The 19,900-nt window shown below is 29.4% G+C and carries 14 protein-coding genes; all 14 read right to left on the bottom strand.

Annotated elements, in window-relative coordinates:
- Window positions 1-37: 37 nt before the first annotated feature.
- The 14 genes from ACRC03_RS13700 to ACRC03_RS13635 all read right to left on the bottom strand — a co-directional run bounded on the left by ACRC03_RS13700 (window position 38) and on the right by ACRC03_RS13635 (window position 19,899).
- A complete protein-coding gene (locus ACRC03_RS13700) occupies window positions 38-3,241 on the bottom strand; it encodes a ligand-binding sensor domain-containing protein (RefSeq protein ID WP_438653144.1) in 3,204 nt (1,067 codons plus the stop codon).
- A gap of 207 nt (window positions 3,242-3,448) precedes the next feature.
- Complete coding sequence (gene orr, locus ACRC03_RS13695; RefSeq protein WP_438653143.1) at window positions 3,449-4,543, bottom strand: ornithine racemase Orr; 1,095 nt, start codon at window positions 4,541-4,543, stop codon at window positions 3,449-3,451.
- On the bottom strand, window positions 4,528-5,916 hold the full coding sequence (locus ACRC03_RS13690; RefSeq protein WP_438653142.1) for a GlmL-related ornithine degradation protein: 1,389 nt from the start codon (window positions 5,914-5,916) through the stop codon (window positions 4,528-4,530). Before ACRC03_RS13690 ends, orr begins: the two co-directional genes overlap by 16 nt.
- Complete coding sequence (gene oraE, locus ACRC03_RS13685; RefSeq protein ID WP_438653141.1) at window positions 5,916-8,120, bottom strand: D-ornithine 4,5-aminomutase subunit OraE; 2,205 nt, start codon at window positions 8,118-8,120, stop codon at window positions 5,916-5,918. Before oraE ends, ACRC03_RS13690 begins: the two co-directional genes overlap by 1 nt.
- Complete coding sequence (locus tag ACRC03_RS13680; protein ID WP_438653140.1) at window positions 8,114-8,488, bottom strand: ornithine aminomutase subunit alpha; 375 nt, start codon at window positions 8,486-8,488, stop codon at window positions 8,114-8,116. Before ACRC03_RS13680 ends, oraE begins: the two co-directional genes overlap by 7 nt.
- A gap of 17 nt (window positions 8,489-8,505) precedes the next feature.
- Window positions 8,506-9,924 (bottom strand): 2-amino-4-oxopentanoate thiolase subunit OrtB, encoded by a 1,419-nt coding sequence (gene ortB, locus ACRC03_RS13675; protein WP_438653139.1) that lies wholly within the window; start codon window positions 9,922-9,924, stop codon window positions 8,506-8,508.
- A complete protein-coding gene (ortA, locus tag ACRC03_RS13670) occupies window positions 9,914-10,225 on the bottom strand; it encodes a 2-amino-4-oxopentanoate thiolase subunit OrtA (protein ID WP_438653138.1) in 312 nt (103 codons plus the stop codon). Before ortA ends, ortB begins: the two co-directional genes overlap by 11 nt.
- Before the next feature lie 19 nt (window positions 10,226-10,244).
- Window positions 10,245-11,309, bottom strand: coding sequence for a 2,4-diaminopentanoate dehydrogenase (ord, locus tag ACRC03_RS13665; RefSeq protein ID WP_438653137.1), 1,065 nt, complete (start codon window positions 11,307-11,309; stop codon window positions 10,245-10,247).
- A 269-nt stretch (window positions 11,310-11,578) separates the two neighbouring features.
- A complete protein-coding gene (locus ACRC03_RS13660) occupies window positions 11,579-12,973 on the bottom strand; it encodes a sigma-54 interaction domain-containing protein (protein ID WP_438653136.1) in 1,395 nt (464 codons plus the stop codon).
- Window positions 12,974-12,995: 22 nt separating this feature from the next.
- Complete coding sequence (locus ACRC03_RS13655; protein ID WP_438653135.1) at window positions 12,996-13,634, bottom strand: hypothetical protein; 639 nt, start codon at window positions 13,632-13,634, stop codon at window positions 12,996-12,998.
- 64 nt (window positions 13,635-13,698) lie between these two features.
- Window positions 13,699-14,562 carry a RelA/SpoT domain-containing protein gene (locus ACRC03_RS13650; RefSeq protein WP_438653134.1) on the bottom strand — a complete coding sequence of 288 codons (864 nt, stop codon included), beginning with the start codon at window positions 14,560-14,562 and terminating at the stop codon, window positions 13,699-13,701.
- 2 nt (window positions 14,563-14,564) lie between these two features.
- Window positions 14,565-16,019, bottom strand: a complete 1,455-nt coding sequence (locus ACRC03_RS13645; RefSeq protein ID WP_438653133.1) for a DEAD/DEAH box helicase — start codon at window positions 16,017-16,019, stop codon at window positions 14,565-14,567.
- A gap of 148 nt (window positions 16,020-16,167) precedes the next feature.
- The gene (locus tag ACRC03_RS13640; protein ID WP_438653132.1) at window positions 16,168-17,295 is read right to left on the bottom strand and encodes a C40 family peptidase; all 1,128 of its coding nucleotides are present in this window, start codon (window positions 17,293-17,295) and stop codon (window positions 16,168-16,170) included.
- Between the two features lie 300 nt (window positions 17,296-17,595).
- Window positions 17,596-19,899, bottom strand: a complete 2,304-nt coding sequence (locus ACRC03_RS13635; RefSeq protein ID WP_438653131.1) for a glycoside hydrolase family 65 protein — start codon at window positions 19,897-19,899, stop codon at window positions 17,596-17,598.
- Between the last annotated feature and the right edge of the window lies 1 nt (window position 19,900).

Below are 19,900 nucleotides of genomic sequence, written 5' to 3'. Positions count from 1 at the left end.
ATTCACATATACCTTATTAGCTATTTTTATAAATATTTTAGTTAGTATTATTTACTTTTGTTGGTAATAAAATTGTAAAAGTAGTTCCTTCATTCTCTTTACTATCTACAAAGATTTTTCCTTTATGCATTTCTACTATATGTTTAGTGATTGTAAGACCTAATCCACTACCACCTTTTTGTTCTGAATTTTTGTCTATAACTTGGCTAAATCTATCAAAAATAACTTGCTGGTGTTCAATCGGTATACCTATACCACTATCCTTTACACTTATTGCTACTGATTTTCCAATTTCTTTGATAATCACTTCTATTTTTCCACCTTCTGGAGTAAATTTTCTAGCATTGCTTATTAAGTTTACTATACATCTTTCTATCTCGGAAAAATCACATTCAATAATCTTTTCCTCAACTTCTGGATCAATTATTAATTCTATATTTTTACTTTCAACATAGTCCTTAAGACCAAGAACTGTTTCTTCTACAATATATACTATATCATTTTCTTTAATATTAATTTCATAGTTACCATGCTCTATTTTAGATGTATCTATTATATTATTTATTAAATTCAAAAGTCTTTTAGTATTTTTTTGCATAACTTTAGTGTGATATTCTAGTCTTTCCTTATCCATATCTTTGTCTCTTTTAATTCTTTCTAAGATTAATTGTTCTGTTGTTGATATTACATTTAATGGAGTTCTTAACTCATGAGATAAATTTATAAAATAATTGTTTTTGCTTTGTTCTAATTTTATTACTTTGTTAAAAAGTTCATTTTTAATTTCCATTTCTTCTCTTAATTGATTTGTTCTACTTGCTACTAATCTATCTAAATTTTTCATTTTTAGTCTATTGAGTTTAATAGCTAATACTATTATTAAAATATAAATTATAAAAGCCCATCCACTAAGCAATATATGAGGCCTTATAGTAAAACTAACTTTATTTTCTTGGCTAACTAGTCCACCACTACTTTTAGCTACTATTCTAAATTTATAATTTCCAGGTTTCAAGTTTTTATATAAAATTTCATTATTTTGAGTTTCGTTCCACTCTTCACCTTCTTCTATTTTATAGTAATATCTAATACCTTCAATATTTTTAAAATCAGGGAAAAAATATTTTATTCCTATAGAATTTCCCTGATAATTGAATTTCATATTGTTTATATTTTTATAAAGTTTATTATTTACTGTAAATTCTTCGAAGGCTACTTTTTCTTTATTAGCTTCACTTTTACTAATTTGTGAAGGTTCAAATATGTTTAGACCATTTGTACCACCTAAAAATATTTCGCCTTTGCTATTTTTATAACAAGCCCCTCCGTTAAATTCTTTTCCTTGGAATCCATCTATAATATTATAATTATAAAAAATTTCTTTATTTTGCTCAAACTTTGAAACCCCATTATTTGTGGTAATCCAAATATTATTATTATCATCATCTACTGTTATACCATATACAGTATTGTTTGGTAATCCATCTTTTTCTGTATATTTAGTAATTTTATTTGTTTTCTTATCTAATTTATTTAAACCATAATATGTCCCTATCCAAAGGTTACCTTCTTTATCTTCAGCAATACTCTTTATAGAGTTAGAACTTATAGAATCTTTTGATTCTATTTCTTGTCTATAGTGTCTCATAGAATTATTTTTTACATCCAGTTTTGTAAGTCCACCATCTATAACTCTACCTATCCAATAGTTTCCTTCTTTGTCCTCATGTATAGATTCTACATAAGTATCCTTACTAATGTCATCAGTTAAAAGATAATGAGTTATATCAATAATTTCATCAGTTTTTTTATCTAATATACTTAAACCATTTGGAGTTCCTATCCACAAATAACCTCTACTATCACTAAATAAAGTCTTTATTTTTCTTAGTGAAAATTCATCAAATTTATTGTAAATTTTAATACTTCTAGTTTTTTTATCTATTCTATTTAAACCATCATTAGTTGCCACCCAAATATATTTATCATCTCCTACAATATAGTTAATACTGTCATTGCTTAATCCATCTTTTTTGGTTATATAACTTACTTCACCTGTATCTCTATTTAATATATTTAAGCCTGTTAAGTTCGTTCCTATCCATACTAATCCATCTTCATCTTCGTAAATACCATGAATTACACTTGAGCTCAACGACCCAATATCTAATTTATCATTTTTATAGTGCTCAATGTTATTTTGAGGATTAAATATACTTATTCCTTCATAAGTTCCTAACCAAATAAGTCCTGTTCTATCTTGAATTATACTAAATACATCATTATTTAATAAACTATATCTATTTCCTAAATCATTTTTATAGGTTATAAAAGTTTCTGTTTCTTCTATATATTTAGCCAATCCATTGTCTGTACAAATCCACATGTTGCCTTGATTGTCTCTTATCATATTTCTAACATAGTTTCCTGGAAGAGACTTTGAATTTCCTTCACTATATTTATAATTTGTTATTTTATTAGTTTTTATATCTATTTTATCTACACCTGAGTTAAAAGTTCCAACCCAAATATTACCTTTATTATCACTATATACTTTGTAAATAGAGTTTTCACTTATACCATTTTTATCTGAACTATAAAAATACTTTATCTCTTTAGTTTTTACATCTATTTTATTTAATCCATTATACGTTCCTATCCATATATTACCTAATTCGTCTTGTTCTAAACTGTATATATCCTGACTAGTTAAGTCACTTTCTCTTCCAAGAACTCTCTTGAAACTGTCACTTTTTTCATCATATAAGTTTAATCCATTTGCAGTTGATACTAGCACTTTATAATCCGATGTTATAAGTATATCTGAAATATTATTGTGGGAAAGATTTCCTTTATCTTTTTTATTATAATAATTTTTAATTGTTTCACCATCAGAATCTATTTTACTCAAACCATTTATAGTGGCTACCCAAATATTATTATATTTATCTTCTTTTATAGATAATATATAATTATTAGCTATACTATTAGATTCTTCTGAGTATTTATATGTTTTAAAACTATATCCATCATACCTATTAAGACCATCATTAGTTCCAATCCATACATATCCTTTGCTATCTTGAAGTAATACTTCTACGGTACCCTGTGATAGCCCATCATCAATAGTTATATTTTTGAACTGTATATTACTTTGGTTAGCCTGTACTTGAATAATATCTTGTGTAAAGAAAATTATCATCACCAATAAAACCGTTTTTAATATTTTTATTATCATCATTATTTATATTATAAAAATTTTCCCTTCATTTTTCTACATAATATAATCTATTATACTATTAAATTATATTTTAATTATGTATATAGGTAAAGTATTTTTAATATCTTTATAATATTTCTATATTTTAATTTATAAATAATAACTTTTTCTAAAAAGCAAAAAAGGCTATTATTTATAAATTTAATAGCCTTTTTAATAAAATAATGCTTAATATGCTAGTTGTTTTTCTATATCTTTATAGTAAACCACATTTTTATATACATACTGACTAGTACATGCTGTAACTAGACCCCCATACTCAAGTGTAAATTCTATTTTATCACCTATACTATACTTATTACTACATCCTCTCAAGTTTAGTATCATATGGTCAGAACTAGCTCCTAAAATTTCTATTTCTTTATCTACTGGATGTATAGATGTTATATCTATATCCTGCTTTCCAATAGCTACTATTGCCCTAGTTAATATTCCTCTATCTTCATAAACTGGTTTATTCCCAAAAGCATCTACACCTATTTCACCTATTGGTAAAGATGGTTTTTCTTTTATTTCTACTATTTCACAAACAAGTTTAAATGCATCTTGGTATGTTCCCTCTAAATCTACACCATATGCAGTTTCTCTACCTAAGACTATAGCCTCGCCTAATCTTAAGTTAGTTATTCCATTTGGCATGTTGTTTTTCATCATTAAATCTATTGAACTAGAATTTCCACCAGATACAAGCTCTAATCTAGTATTGTGTCTATTCTCTATTTCACCAGCTAAATATGCTAATCTTCCTAAGTTTTCTTTAGATGGAATTATTGCTCCATAACAAGTTAAATTTGTTGCTAGCCCATATAGTTTTATATTTTTTAGCTTTAAAATTTCTTCTACTGCACTATATAATTCTTCCTCGTCAAAGTATCCTTCTCTTAAATCTCCCAAGTCTACCATTACTACTATTTTATGAATAACATTTTGCTTTTGAGCTTCTTCATTTAATTTGTAGATAGTCGTAAGCTCTGAGTTAAAACTAATATCCACATATTTTATTACTTCTTCTACTTCTGAAAGCATTGGTATTCTAAGTAGTATTTTAGGAATTCCTATATGATTTAAGGCTTTAAGATTACTAACTCTAGAATCTGCTATATAGTCTACATTTTCTTTAGTTATTTCTTCTACTACTTCTGGTATTGCACAATATGATTTTGTAACCATTGCCATATCTATATTATGAGTTTTACAAATATCACTTAATACCTTAATATTTGTCTTTAATTTTTCTATATTTATATCTAATCTAGGATACATTTTTTTTCCTCCTCTAGTCTTAAGCTTTTTAGCATAAGCTTTAGAGATGCTTCTTCATATTTCTTAGATAAAACTCCTAGAGATGCCATTATATAATCGTTATCTACTAATATTTTCGCATCTGCTTTTGGGAACAATACGTCTTTGTTCTTATTGTACTCACATATGTATTTCATAATTTCTACTCTTTGAGGAAGACGTGTAAGTGCTCCACCTGTACCTACTACATATTTAACTTCTGTTAAATCTTTACCTTCTGCAATCTTGCTTTTACCGCTAGCTCCGTATACATTTCTAATAGTTCCTGCATGTCTTTTGGTAGCACGAAGTACAGCTTCTTTTGTAAGTCTTTCTACAAAGCTCATTTGCTCTTTAGTTTTAGGTATTGGCAAGTAATTGTCCATTACTTCATCAATATCAAAATCAAATTCTTCCACTAAATTTTCTTTACCTATTAGGCTTACTATGTTTTTCATATTTACATAGACTCCTAAATCACCTTCTACACTTCTTTTGGCAACTGGCTCTGGATTTACTAATATTCTATTAACAGCATCACTACCTTCTGTTACTGAGTGAAGGTCCGTAGTTGCTCCTCCAACATCTATTACTATTAAGTCGCCTAAATGACTTTTTAACAGTTTAGAAGCTTCCATAACTGCTCCTGGTGTTGGTGTGATATTTTCATTTACTAACTCTTTTATGTGTTCCATACCTGGAGCATTAGTAATATGTTCTTCAAATACATTTTGGATTACTTCTCTAGTTGGCTCTATATTTAAATAATCAATTTTAGGATATACATTATCTACAATATATAATTTATAATTTGTATCCTCAAATATTAATCTTATCTCTTCTTGGTTTTCCACATTACCTGCATAAATTACTGGTACACCTAAGTTTAAGCCTGCTATAAGTTCTGCATTATATAGTGCAGTATCACGTTCTCCATAATCTACTCCACCAGCTATTAAAATTATATTTGGTTTAATTTCTTTAATTTCTTTTATATCAGTTCTTCTTATTTTACCTGCTGTTACTTTATGAATAACCGCTCCTGCTCCTAATGCCGCTTCTTTAGCCGCCTTTGCTGTCATATCATAAACTAAACCATGAACAGTCATTTTTAGTCCGCCTGCTGCACTTGATGTTGCAAACATATGATCATACTCAATCTTATCTACGCCTAAGTTTTTGGATAAATCATAAATAGCTCCATTAAGTCCGTTTCTAACATCTCCACCTTCAAATACTGATGTTGGTGCCTGCCCCTGACCAATGAAGCTTGGATTATCTGTATGTATGCCTGAGAAGGCATTTACAACTGTTGTTGTAGAGCCTATCTCAGCAACTAATACATCTATTCTCATTATTTATTTTCTAACTCTCTTCTTTTTTCAACTAAGAATGTTGCAACATTTACTCCTCTGTCACTTCTACCAAATCCTGCATCCATTCCGTTTTCTACTGCTATCTCAGGCGTTACTTGAGTTCCTCCAGCTGCTAACATTACTTTTTCTCTCATACCTTTTTCTATACAGTACTCATGCATTTTCTTCATGTTTTTGTAGTGTATATCATCGTGGCTTATTATAGTTGAAGCAAGTATTGCATCAGCATTTAATTCTATTGCTGCATTTACTAATTTTTCAACTGGCACAGATGTTCCAAGGTAATGACATTCAATACCGTATTTTTCTATACCACCATGTTTTATATCTATTACTTCTCTTAGTCCAACAGAGTGCTCATCTTCTCCTACTGTTGCACAAACTATTTTTAGAGGTTTTTTCTCTATATCTGCTCTTATTTCATCTTCAGTCATTACTTTTTGCTCTTCTGGTATTACTAAATCATTTATATCTATACTAAATGGTACTCTACCTTTTAATTCAATTCTAGTACCTTCTGCAGAATGTAATACTTCTCTACTTATTACTTCTACTTCTTCTAAGTTCATTTTCTTAGCAAATTCTACTGCAGCAAATTCAGCAGTTCTTTTGTCTGTTGGAAGTACCATGTTTACCATAACTATTCCATCAGCACACCATTCCATTTCTGGCTTTATCTTAGTAGTATTTCTATATTCTTCTGTTTCTTTAAGTCTAACATTTACATTATCTATATCGTCTAACTCATCTATGTATATTATTTTTTCTGGATTTTCAAATGTACAACCTTCTATTAACTTAGATGGTTCGTCTACTAAAACAGCATCGTATTGAGCTACGTTGTTATATCCAAAGTGAGCTGTAACAGGTGCTAAGTAATCTTCATCTCTTTCGTAAACACTACCTGCTCCTACACCCTCTTTTATTTTTCTTGCTATACCATCACCGTTTCTTTCTGGATAGTTTCCAGAATCAACGAAGAATCCTTGTTCAACAGCTTGGAAGTATCCACCTACTTCTAAGATTTCTTCCATATATAATACTGCTCTTTCTTTTAATTCTCTTGATTTATCTCTTAATGGACCAATATTTTTAAGTTCTATCATTTCCATTAATCCATCCATACCAACAAGACCTTGTTTAGCAGTATCACAAGCTTCTATATTGTACATATGCCAAGGAACGTTTCTTCCTTCGTCTGGTGTTATTGTAGATTGTATATCTGCTCTAGTTAATACTGAAGTTAATAAGTTAAGTACATGAGTTACTGTAGCTTCTCTAGTAGAAGAATCCATATACTTAGTATTCATTTGAGCTCTCATTTTGTAATCAGAGAATAATTCTCTAAGTGCTACTGCATATGGTAAATCTAATGTCAAACATGGAGCTGGTGGTGCAGTTGGAGGTACTGTAGATAAACATATGTTATCTTTCTTTATGCCTACATTTTCAGAGAATATAGAGTTTAGGGCATGTTGTACCATTAACTCTGGCATAACCTTCCACGCTTCTCTAGCAGTTGCATTAGCATTGTGAGCACCATCTATTTGAGCCATATTAGAGAATGCCATTATATTTTTAGCTTCACAAGCATCAACAAATGATCTTATCATATTTATATTTCTGTATAGAACATTATATTGTGGATCCTGGTGAGCTCCATTTATACCTTCTTCAGCAAACATAACTGCAACTTCTGGACCTGCAACTCCACTTACATATGAATGGTAGTTTATTGGTCTTCCTACTTCATCTTCTATAAAGTCTAAAGCTTTTCTTTGCGCTCTTATTTGTTTTCTAGTTATAGGAACTCCACCTATACCTTGTGGTGTACCTTCTATTAATCCATCAAAGTGAGATTGACCAGCAGTTCTTATAACCATTATGTGGTCCGCACCATGATGAGCAGCCATTCTCATTCTTCTTATATCATCTTCAAATCTTCCTGAAGCTATTTCTGTAGTTATTACTGCTTTTGGTTGTGGGTCTATATTATTAAAATACTTAGCTGATGGTAAAGCTACACTTTCTTTTAAAGGAGCTGAACAGTCTTTATATGTAAAAGGTCCCATTTCTAAATTTTCTTCTGCTTCTCTCCAAGTCCAACCTCTTCTTTTAGGTCTATAATTTTCAAGATCTTGTAATATATATTCTATATCTAATTTTTTATTTTCCTTTAGCATGATACACCCTCCTTAGCAAATAACTTTTCTACCTCATCCCAACATTGCCCATTAACTAACATTACACCAGCGTCACGAGTGCTTATATTCTTTTCTTTAGCAAGTTTTAAAACAACATGACCTGCTCCTTTTCCCATTAATCCTCTATCTATTACTCCATTTACTATTTCTTTAGCTTCTAATGAAGAGAATCCCATTCTTAGAAGTACTGATCTTTCTATTGATGGTGAAGTATTCTTTTTTCCTAGTTCTAACATTGGCTGAACTATTTCATTTGCTAAGTCCCAGAATTTTTGCTTTAATTCTTCATCGCTTAAATTAGCTAAGTGTGCTCTTCTATCTTCAAAATCATCTAATCTCTTTTTCATGATTATCCCCCTATTTTTTATATGTTCTTTGCAAACACTTCATTTATTACTTCTTTAATAAATTCTTCACTACATTTAGAATCCTGTGCTAAAAATTCTATATCAGCATCGCTTAGTGAAGATACTTGATTATTTTCTATGGCATTTTTTATATAAGATTTTCTTATCTTAACCATATCCATATCTTTAACTTTAATTAAATTTGGATGTGATGGTAATATTAAATTCTCTCCACAAATTTCTTCTTCTGGATTTCCAAACTTTATTTCTATTCCATTATCTCTAGCAAATGTTAACTGTGGATTTATGTGCTTTCCTGCACCTGTATACTCAGTTTCTTGAACTATTATTATTTTATCTTCATCTAGTTCTTGTGCTAAGCTAAATGCAGCAGTTAAAGATGTATTTCCTGCTGGTCCTCTTTCTAACCCTTCTAATTGAGCAAGTAGCTCTGTCATATAAAATACTTCACCTTGATTTACAGTTACATATCTATCCATATATCTAAGTGGTCTAGCCGCAGACCTTGGTACATCTGATCTATCTGGCCAAGTTGTAAATGGGATACCAAATCCAGTATGACCTGTAGTAAATGATTTTTTATTAAATTGATTATCACTTGCCATATGAAGACCTTTTAAGTTAACACTAGCTCCTACTACTTGAGTATCAGAAGCTCCTGATTTTATAAGTCCTCTAGCAGTTCCTGTTAAGTTCCCTCCACCTGCATTAGTACAAACTACTACATCTGGATCTTTACCTAACCTTTCTCTACATTGCATCGCTATTTCATAACCTAAAGTTTCTACTCCTGCTATACCAAATGGAGAATATAATGAAGCATTAAAATATCCTGTATCTTCTAACATTAGTAAGAACTTATAAAATAACTCCGGTCCTACTGTTAATTGAACAACCTCAGCACCATAAGCTTCACATTTTCTAGCTTTTTCTATTATTTCTGGTTGGCCTATTCCTCTACTATCGTAACACTCTTGTACTATTATGCATTTTAATCCTTGCATAGCAGCCTGAGATGCTACTGCTGCTCCGTAGTTTCCACTAGTTGCAGCTATTACTCCCTTATAGCCCATTTTTTTAGCATGGTATACAGCCGTTGCTGCACGTCTAGCTTTAAAACTGCCTGAGGCATTAGCTGCTTCATCTTTTATAAATATTCTCGCACCTTTTCCTTTTGGCGCCATTTTTCTTGCTAACTTAGTTATATTTTTAAGCTCAATTATCTGAGTATTGCCTACTGCGTAATCACTTTGAATTTTTTCTATTTCATCCAGAGAATATCCAGTTTCTCTCATCATTTTTTCGTAGTCAAATGAAACACCTTCATTTTCAAATGCTGAATAATCTATTCCTATAGCATTTTTCATTATTTCATTTTTTCTACTCATTACTGCTTCATAGGTATTATCTCTCATTCTCTTCACCTCCAAATAGAATTTCTCTTGCCTGCATTCCTATTTGAAGTAACTCTGGTATACACTTTCCGTAATCATGAGTATAATAAGGATTTACTTGTAATAAATTACCTTCTTCTACTCTACCTGTTATTGTAGTTACTTTTACTAAATCTCCTATATTTGCGTCTTTATCTATAAATCCTTTAACCCACATTTCCAAAGGAACACTTTTAGTGTCCTCTGGAACTTGTGGAGCTCTTTGACTAGGATTTAAAACTGTGTTGTGTATTATTACCCAATCACCACATTTAGCATCCATATTATATATCTCCTCTATATTAAGCTTCTACTTCTTCTTCTAATAATACTAACTCTCTAATGTCTCCCATTATTGCTCTTGGAACTGGTATATCTAACATTGTTTTTAATCCTGGTATTGCATTTATTACGTGAGGTATAGAGTTTACACACATAGCTATTGTTCCTATTCCTCCTGGTATTTCTGGTGTTATTTGTAAATCTATGTTTGGTATTCCTTTTATAGTTACATAGTCACCTGTAGATTGACCTTCTAAATGAGGTAGTATTTGTTGTGGATGTTCCATTTCTATTTTCATTTGACCATCTACATACCCGTATCCACATTGTCTACATCCCGCTACATTTCCAGGTTGAACCTCAGCATACTCTGACTTTCTATATACATTACTCATTATTGGTTCTCTAGTTTGATCTATTTTTTCTAAATTCCATCCTATTCCATCAGTTATCATTCTTATAGACTCTGGGAATCCTACGTGTCCTGCTATTGATCCATCCTCTATACCTTTTTCAAATACTTCTCTAGTTACTCCTACGCCTTGCTCTTCCATAACTGCATGCCCAAATGGAGATAAATCATTTACTCTAGATGCTTTTATGTAGTCAACTTCTTCGCAAGTTCCTGTTAAAGCTAATATTAATAAATCAAGTACAAATCCTGGATTTATTCCTGTTCCTAATACACTTACTCCGTTTGCTTTTGCTATTTCATCTATTTGTTTAGCTAGTTCTGGCTCTTGCGCTTTTGGATAGGCCATTTCTTCAGCTGTAGATATTACATTTATTTTTCTTTCAAGTATTAATTTTATTTTATCAAAAGCACCTTTTGTAAAAGAGTCTGTAGCTAATAATACTATGTCCGCACATTTTTCAGTAAATACTTCACTTGCATCAGCTTTTATTATTACGTCTGGTCTTTCTCCTCTTTCAGCTTTTAATACTTCATATATGCTTTTGTTTACTCTTTCTGGATGCATATCGCATACAGCTACTATTTCTATCCCTTTCTTTTTAAGAAGCATTTTTGCCATTCCGCTTCCCATAGCTCCAAATCCCCAAATTCCTACTTTAACGTTTCTCATTATAAAGCCCCCTTATTTTTATTAATTCTTCTGTCTTTTTATAAAGCACAATCTATGCCAAAATTGTTTTTTTTAAAAATAAATCAAGGAAAAACCTAGTTAACTTTTAAATAACTAGGTTTTTCCTTAATTTTTTTATATGTATTAAATTTTATTTTCCTATAAATATTTTTTATTTGGTTAATTTTTCAAAAAAATTTGCTAATTATCTATAAAGTGCATTAAATTTTGCTCTTATTGCAAATTTTTTTGCGTGACCCTAGGTAATCTTATTTTAATTTAATACTATATTTTCTCATCTTATATTGCAAGTTTTGTCTACCTAGTCCAAGTATTGCTGCAGCTTTGGTTACGTTATTGTCTGTTTTTTCTAAAGCTTCATATATGTATCTTTCTTCAATATCTGCAACTATCCACTCTAAAGGTTTAGATTCAATGTCTACAATATATAAATTTTCTGCTGAATTAGATTTATACTCATTTATGTTTATCATATCTTCAGTTAAAACTTTTTCATCTTCCATCATACTCATACTAGAATATATAGTATTTTCAAGTTCTCTAACATTGCCCTGCCAATAATGATTTCTAAGCATTTTTATTCCTTTTTCTGATATATATCTAACATCTTTTTCTAATTTTTTATTGTATTTTTCTATAAACTTATTTGAAAGTAATACAATATCATTACCTCTCTCTCTTAAAGGAGGAATTTGAATATATATTACATTTAATCTATAGTATAAGTCCTTTCTTATTTTTCCTTCACTTAATATATCTACAGGATTTTCATTTGTAGTAGCTATTACCCTTACATCTACAGGTATATCCTTTGTTCCTCCAATCCTTCTCACATAGCCTTCTTGTAATACTCTTAATAGTTTAGCTTGAAGTTGTAGTGGCATAGAGTTTATCTCATCTAGCAACAAAGTTCCCTTATTTGCTTGTTCAAATAATCCAGGTCTATCTACTGCACCTGTAAACCCACCTTTTACAGTACCAAATAAAATACCCTCAAGTAAACTTTCAGGAAGAGCTGCACAATTTTGTGCTATAAAAGGTTGATTGGCTCTTTTACTATCGTAATGTATAGATTGGCTTATAAGCTCTTTTCCAGTTCCTGTTTCTCCATAGATAAGAACAGTGGCATCACTATTTGCTGCTTTTTTTGATATTTTGAGAGCTTTATTTATTGGCTCACTTTCTCCTATTATATCCTCAAAATTGTATCCTAATTTTTCTGGATTATGTTTATTTATATTTTTAAGTTCTTTAAGTTTTAAAATTTGTTCCGAAAGAGTCTGTATTTGCGTCATGTCTTTAGATGTTTCAAGAGCTCCTACAAGTTCATTACCTACTATTATTGGAATTGTAGTATTTATAGTAGTTATTTCTTTTCCATCTTTGTTTAAATATCTTTGAACATTATTTTTTATAGGCTTTTTATTTTTTAGAACTTGTAACAAGGTGCTATTATTTATTTCCATAGTCAAAGCTACTTCTTTAAAATTTTTATTTAAAACATCATTTTTATCCATTCTTTCTAATTTAGCCATAGAACTATTGTATATAATTGTATTGCCGTCTTTATCAATAAAATGTATTCCTTCATCTATGCTTTCTATTATTTTTTCAATAACTTCATTGTAAACTTCTTTCCTCATGGGCCCCCCCTTTAAAGTCTATCTACTTAATTTCCATATTCATATTATTTCTACAATCTATATCAAATCCATGCTTAATATATAGCTTATTTAAATTTCCTTGACTAATAATTCCATTATACGGAAATGATTTGCCCTTCACTACCTTAATTTCTTTAAAATTACATTTTTCTTTAATATTACACTTATTAATATTAGCATTTATACTTTCTATAATATTTTTTAAGTTGCTTAATAATAAACTTCCATATCCATAACCAGGTTTTCCTGCCATAAATTCATCTATATATAATAATCCACATTCTCCTTGATTGTAATAAGAACATTTCATATAAGTATCTTTCAAATGACCATTCATAACTCTTATGTCTATTGGCATACTTACTTCCATTTCAGCTATATTAAATTTGGTCACCAAGCATACTATATTATTATATCTATCATGTTTTATATTAATAGTATAGTAATTACACTCTTCTATATATTTTTTTATTTTTTTACTTAACTTCACATAGTAGTTGTATTTTTTTATATTTATTTCACTTTTGTCTTTTGTGTCTTTCTGAGATATTGGTTTTAACTTATTTTTTTTTATTTTATTTAAGTCTTTTTCTATTATGTTAGATTCTAGCTCATTTATTTTAATCTGTAAATTTTGCATAAAACCCCCACATATAAAATTATTTTATTAATTTTCTATATGTAAGGGGTTTATTTTTATTACACTATTTACTCATAATATTTTCTATCTTATTTATAAATATTTCTTTTTCTTTTTCAGAAATAGAAGAACTACTATTTATTTCATTTTTTAAGCTTAATATTTCATCATTCTTTTCATTTATCTTTTCTTCATATTTGTTCTCTATTTCATTAAAACTTTTACTTAGTAAATTTATAAGGGATGCCATTTCATCAGAGCTACCTGCAATTCTATTAAGAAGCATTAGGTTTTGTTCAAGTATCTCTGGTATTTCATCTAATGAATACCTTAACTGATGATCAATTTCTCCATAGCCTTCTTCAAATATTGTTCTTACTTGAACTTCTGTTATAACCTTTTCTGTGGTTGGGTAAGACTCCACTAAATAATGTACTGATCGATATCCTGATAACCTTGAACATACTTCAATACCTAGTTCTTCAAATTTTTTAGTGTTATCTCCTGCTCTTATATTTGCTACTATTTCATTAACATTCCACATTAAACTTATAAAATCATGTATTTCTTCCCAATCTTCTTTAAATATATGAATTACTCTTATACCTACTAAGTCAGTCACTTCGTTTTTATAATTATCTACAGTAAGCTTAAAGTTTTCTCCATATTTTTCTCTTCTATCCTCTGTTTTTCTTATTATCTTTTCTATTAAGTTTTTTTCATCCTTGATACGAGTTTTTACAGAGTGCACTTTTTTATGACCCCTTAAAATATTTGCTATCAAATCAGCTTGTGTTTCATAGCTTTTTCTATATTGGTTGTAGTCATAATATATTGCTTCTAAATCTTCCCACTCTATATTGTTTTCAGTTAAAAAATTTTCTTCTATTTTGTATTCTCTCAAAAACTCGGCTTTATTAAGTGACATATTTATTCTCCTTGGTTATCTCTTTTTATCTTTACTAATTTTTTCTTTATACTTATTTCTTTATACTTTCTAAGTATTTTATCGCCTTTATCATTCAGTATGTCAACATAAGAACATAAATCCCCTACATTTATAACCCCTATATCTTCATTACTTATACCTTCTATATTGCTAAAAGCGCCTACTATATCTATTACTCTTATCTTTTTCTTCTTACCACCGTTTAAATAAAGTCTAGTCACTTCACTATGAATTTTCTTTTCTATTGTTTTATTTTTTCTTTTCTTTAAAATATCCTTCTTTTTTTCTTCAAGATTTATTTTTCCTTGCTTTATTTTTTCTTCATCGATATAATCTATCTCTTGTATTGTATATCCTGTATATCCTTCTATTTCTTTAAGGTACTTTTCATCTTTACTATTCACTATAGTTATGGCTTTTCCAAATTTATCTTTACGACCTGTTCTACCAATTCTATGAACGTAATTTTCTTTATCTCTTGTTACATCATAGTTTATTATCAAGGAAATATCATCAATATGAATACCTCTAGATGCTACATCAGTGCTAACTAGCATATTAAATTTGTTATTCTTAAAATCTTTTACAACGAATATTCTTTTATCTTGAGACATCTCACCATGTAATTGAGCTACTAAAAATCCATCTTCCTTTAACTTTCTATACAAGTTTGCTACTTTGTCTCTTGTGTTGCAAAATATAATAAGAGAATCAGGATTTTCACTATAAATCAAATTTTTTAAAATTTGGTATTTATTACTTTCTTCTGTTCTTATTATTTTATCTTCTATTTGTTTTTTATCTAAATTTTCATGGTTTTCAATTTCTATTAACTCGAATTCTTTCATGTAATTGTTACACAAGCTTTTTATATTTTCATCTATTGTAGCTGAAAATAGACCTACAATTTTACTTTCACATGAATTATTAAATATAATATCTACTTGTTCAATAAAGCTTTTATTAAACATTTTATCTGCTTCATCTATTATTAAATATTTTATATTTTCTAAGTTTATAGTTCCTCTTTCTATGTGATCTATTATTCTTCCTGGTGTTGCTACTACTACGTGTACTCTTTGTTTTAAAGTTGTAATTTGCTCCTTTATTGGTTGTTTTCCAAAAATAGCACTACATCTGATTTTTTTTAATCTACCTATACTAGATATTTCATCACTTACTTGAATTGCCAGTTCTCTAGTTGGAACTACTACAAGGGCTTGTACATTTGTGTCATTTATATCAATAGCCTCACACAATGGTATTCCAAAACTTGCAGTTTTTCCACTTCCTGTTTTAGATTTTACTACTATATTTTTTTTGTCTAAAAGTTTTGGTATTACCTTTTGCTGAACTTTAGATGGACTATGATATTGTAAATTATTTAACGCTTTTAATATATCTTTATCTAATTGAAAATCTTTAAATTTATTCATTATTCACTCCTTAATATTACAATGTAACTTACTTGCTTTTTCTAAACAATATTTATAGTTTATTTTAATACTCCTATTTCTATATTATACAAAAAATTATATACAAAAAGACATGATAATTTTATCATGCCTTCTATATTTATGATTATTATAAAACTCTTCTTGCCCCTACGTAAGCATTGTTCCAGTAAGAGTTATTCATATTACTTTTCTGAACCACATCTCCTGGCTTAGGTGAATGTATCATATATCCATTTCCTACATATATACCAACATGACTTATTTTACCACTTCCATCAGTACTAGCGAATATTAAATCTCCAGGTTGAAGATCTGATTTACTTACTGATTTTCCTGCACTATACTGGTCTCTTGAAACTCTTGGTAATGTAACTCCTACTTGCTTATAAACATAGTACGTTAATCCCGAACAGTCAAAACTATTCGGTCCTTCTGCACCCCATACATAAGGTTTCCCTATTTGATCATGAGCTAAATCTACTACTTTTTGTACTTTATCTTGAGAAGGCTTACTTTCTTCAGTACTTCCTCCAGTTGATGATGTACTTATGTACTGTGAACTTGCCCATCCTATTTTTCCATTTGATAACTTTATTTTATACCATCCATTAGAGCTTTCTAGTATTTCTACTTTATCTCCACTATATACTTTTGTTACTACTGAATAACTTGTACTTGCTCCACTTCTTACATTTAATGTTCCTGTTGTTACTGTTCCTGTTTTTCCTGTTGATGGTGTTCCTGGATTAGTGCTTCCTCCAGTTGATGATGTACTTATGTACTGCGCACTTGACCATCCTGTTTTTCCATTTGATAATTTTATTTTATACCATCCATTAGAGCTTTCTAGTATTTCTACTTTATCTCCACTATATACTTTTGTTACTACTGAATAGCTCGTACTTGCTCCACTTCTTACATTTAATGTTCCTGTTGTTACTGTTCCTGTTTTTCCTGTTGATGGTGTAGTACTTCCTCCAGTTGACGATGTACTTATGTACTCCCCACTTGACCACCCTGTTTTGCCATTTGATAATTTTATTTTATGCCATCCGTTAGATGTTTCTAATATTTCAATTTTATCACCTTTATATACTTTTGTTACTACTGAATAGCTTGTACTTGGTCCACTTCTTACGTTTAATGTTCCTGTTGTTACTACTCCTTCTTTTGCATTTGCAAATGAAATCATAGGCGAAACAACTATCCCTAAAGTAGATAAACATACAGCTGCTGTCGTTTTCTTATTTAACATAATCAATCTCCTTTGTGTTTTTTCAGAAAATGTATTTTTTTTGTAACCTTTTGTTTGCATTTTTATTTATACATTAGTATTATATAATAAATATACAGTAATTAACAACATTTTTTTACATTTTTTGATATTTATAGAACAGTATACATAAAATTGAAATGTAGAAATTACATATACCTTAAAATCTAACAGGGTTTATTTGAATACAAAAGTATCCTATTAGAGTAACCTTTTTTCATTGGCTACTCTATAGGATACATTTTATTTAAACTCGTATTCTATTTTAAAATTAACTTATTCCTACGCTAAGTCCACTACCATTCTAGATATTTCAATCTTATCTTCTATAGTATATTTTTCTCCATATAAGCTTACTTCTATAGATTCACCTTCTAAATTTACTATAGATACACTATCTTTTCTTACTTCTACTTTTAGCTTATTCTCTCTATAGTTTATATTAAAACTATATCCATCCCAATTTGTTGGTAGCTTAGGTTCAAATGCTAGACTTTGATTATAAGTTCTCATACCTGCAAAACCTTGAACTATAGCAAGCCATGCTCCTGACATAGACGTTATATGAAGTCCATCTTCTGTATCATTATTATAGTTATCCAAATCTAATCTAGCAGTTCTTGAATACAATTCATAAGCTTTATCTAAGTTATCTATTTCAGATGCAACTATTGAATATATACATGATGATAAAGAAGATTCATGAACTGTATATGGCTCATAGAAATCAAAGTTTTTCTTCTTTTCTTCTTTAGTAAATTTATCTCCAAAATAGTACATACCTTGTAATACATCTGCTTGTTTTATATAACAAGATCTAAGTATTCTATCCCAAGACCATTTTTGATTTAGAGGTAAATTTTCCTTTGCCAAATCTTCAACTTTTATAAATTCTTTATCTAAAAAATCATCATGCTGAACTATTATATCTAACTCTTCATCATAAGGTAAATACATTTTATTAGCTATATTAGTCCAATTTTCAGTTTCTTCATTAGTTACATTATTTCTTTTTACAGCTTCTTTGAATTCCTCATTTAGTTTAGCTATATTTTGACAAGCATATTCCAAACACCATTTAGCTATGTAATTAGTGTACCAGTTGTTATTTACATTGTTATCGTATTCATTTGGTCCCGTTACACCATGTATCATATATACATCTTTTCTTTTATTTAGATGTATTCTACTTGCCCAGAACCTAGCTACTTCAACTATTACATCTATACCTTTTTGTTTTATATATTCATAATCTCCTGTATAGTTAGTGTAGTTGTGTATAGCATATATCATAGAACCATTTCTATGTATTTCTTCAAAAGTTATCTCCCATTCATTGTGACATTCTGTACCATTGAATGTAACCATTGGATATAATGCTCCATTTAAACCTAATTTTTTTGCATCTGCTTTAGCAGGTTCTAATTGATTGTGTCTGTACACTAAAAGGTTTTTAGCTACATCTTTATCTGCTACTCCTAGGTAAACTGGTAAACAATATGCCTCAGTATCCCAATAAGTTGCTCCTCCATATTTCTCTCCTGTAAATCCTTTTGGTCCTATATTTAATCTTGCATCATCTCCATAGTAAGTAGAGAATAATTGGAATAAGTTATATCTTATACCTTGTTGAGCTACAGTATCACCTTCTATTTTTATATCTGCAGTTTCCCATCTTTTATTCCAAGCCTTACAATGTTCATTAAGTAAGACTTCATATCCTTTTGATAGTTCTTTATTTAGGATTTCATTAGCTATTTCTACTAAATTACATTCTTCATAGTCTCTTGTAGTAGTTATTGCTACATACTTTTCTAAAGCTACTGTTTCTCCTTTTTTAATATCAATTATTATAGTATTTTCACTGTAGTATTCTTTATTTTCATGAATAGTAGCTTTAGCTTCCTTACTTGTTTTAACTTCCATTACAGCACCTACTGTAAATACTTCTGTACCAAATGGATTTTCTTTAGTTTTAGCTACAACATTTCCTCCATTTACTCTTGAGTCCGAAGATATGTTTACCCAGAATGTTTCTTCATAATTAGAATCTTCATTTTTTACATTAGCATCTAAGTATGGCTTAAAAGTTATTTCTCCATCAAAGTTTAGTGATTTAACTTCGTATTTAATTACTCCCATTTCTTTTGTTGTTATACTTAAGAATCTAGTTGCATTTACTTCTATTTCTTTTCCATCCATTTCAGCAGTGAATTTACGAGTTAATACACCATTTTTCATATCCAATTCTCTATAAAAATCTTTAACATTTGCTTTGGCTAAATCAAGTTGTTTTTTATCTATTAATACATCTATTCCTATATAATTCACATTATTTGGAACTTTGCCAAAGTAATTCGGGTATCCATTCTTCCACCATCCTACTCGTGTTTTATCTGGAAACCATACTCCAGCTATATAAGAACCCCTATGACTATCATTTGAATAACTTTCTTCATAATTACCTCTCATCCCCATGTAACCATTACCCAAACTCATTATGGATTCTGCTAGTCTATTTTCTTCAAATTCTATCTTATTTTGTACTATCTTCCATTCTTCTATTTTGTTAAATAAACGCTTCATA

Source organism: Romboutsia sp., assembly GCF_051659545.1.
Classification (GTDB): domain Bacteria; phylum Bacillota; class Clostridia; order Peptostreptococcales; family Peptostreptococcaceae; genus JBOFOR01.
The sequence above is the reverse complement of the archived record's forward strand: the minus strand, read 5'-3'. Positions and strand labels throughout refer to the sequence as shown.

What these genes read in the sequence shown, in the direction of transcription:
- ACRC03_RS13700 (WP_438653144.1), bottom strand. Translation starts at nt 3,241, where the DNA reads ATGATGATAATAAAAATATTAAAAACGGTTTTATTGGTGATGATAATT.
- orr (WP_438653143.1), bottom strand. Translation starts at nt 4,543, where the DNA reads ATGTATCCTAGATTAGATATAAATATAGAAAAATTAAAGACAAATATT.
- ACRC03_RS13690 (WP_438653142.1), bottom strand. Translation starts at nt 5,916, where the DNA reads ATGAGAATAGATGTATTAGTTGCTGAGATAGGCTCTACAACAACAGTT.
- oraE (WP_438653141.1), bottom strand. Translation starts at nt 8,120, where the DNA reads ATGCTAAAGGAAAATAAAAAATTAGATATAGAATATATATTACAAGAT.
- ACRC03_RS13680 (WP_438653140.1), bottom strand. Translation starts at nt 8,488, where the DNA reads ATGAAAAAGAGATTAGATGATTTTGAAGATAGAAGAGCACACTTAGCT.
- ortB (WP_438653139.1), bottom strand. Translation starts at nt 9,924, where the DNA reads ATGAGAGATAATACCTATGAAGCAGTAATGAGTAGAAAAAATGAAATA.
- ortA (WP_438653138.1), bottom strand. Translation starts at nt 10,225, where the DNA reads ATGGATGCTAAATGTGGTGATTGGGTAATAATACACAACACAGTTTTA.
- ord (WP_438653137.1), bottom strand. Translation starts at nt 11,309, where the DNA reads ATGAGAAACGTTAAAGTAGGAATTTGGGGATTTGGAGCTATGGGAAGC.
- ACRC03_RS13660 (WP_438653136.1), bottom strand. Translation starts at nt 12,973, where the DNA reads ATGAGGAAAGAAGTTTACAATGAAGTTATTGAAAAAATAATAGAAAGC.
- ACRC03_RS13655 (WP_438653135.1), bottom strand. Translation starts at nt 13,634, where the DNA reads ATGCAAAATTTACAGATTAAAATAAATGAGCTAGAATCTAACATAATA.
- ACRC03_RS13650 (WP_438653134.1), bottom strand. Translation starts at nt 14,562, where the DNA reads ATGTCACTTAATAAAGCCGAGTTTTTGAGAGAATACAAAATAGAAGAA.
- ACRC03_RS13645 (WP_438653133.1), bottom strand. Translation starts at nt 16,019, where the DNA reads ATGAATAAATTTAAAGATTTTCAATTAGATAAAGATATATTAAAAGCG.
- ACRC03_RS13640 (WP_438653132.1), bottom strand. Translation starts at nt 17,295, where the DNA reads ATGTTAAATAAGAAAACGACAGCAGCTGTATGTTTATCTACTTTAGGG.
- ACRC03_RS13635 (WP_438653131.1), bottom strand. Translation starts at nt 19,899, where the DNA reads ATGAAGCGTTTATTTAACAAAATAGAAGAATGGAAGATAGTACAAAAT.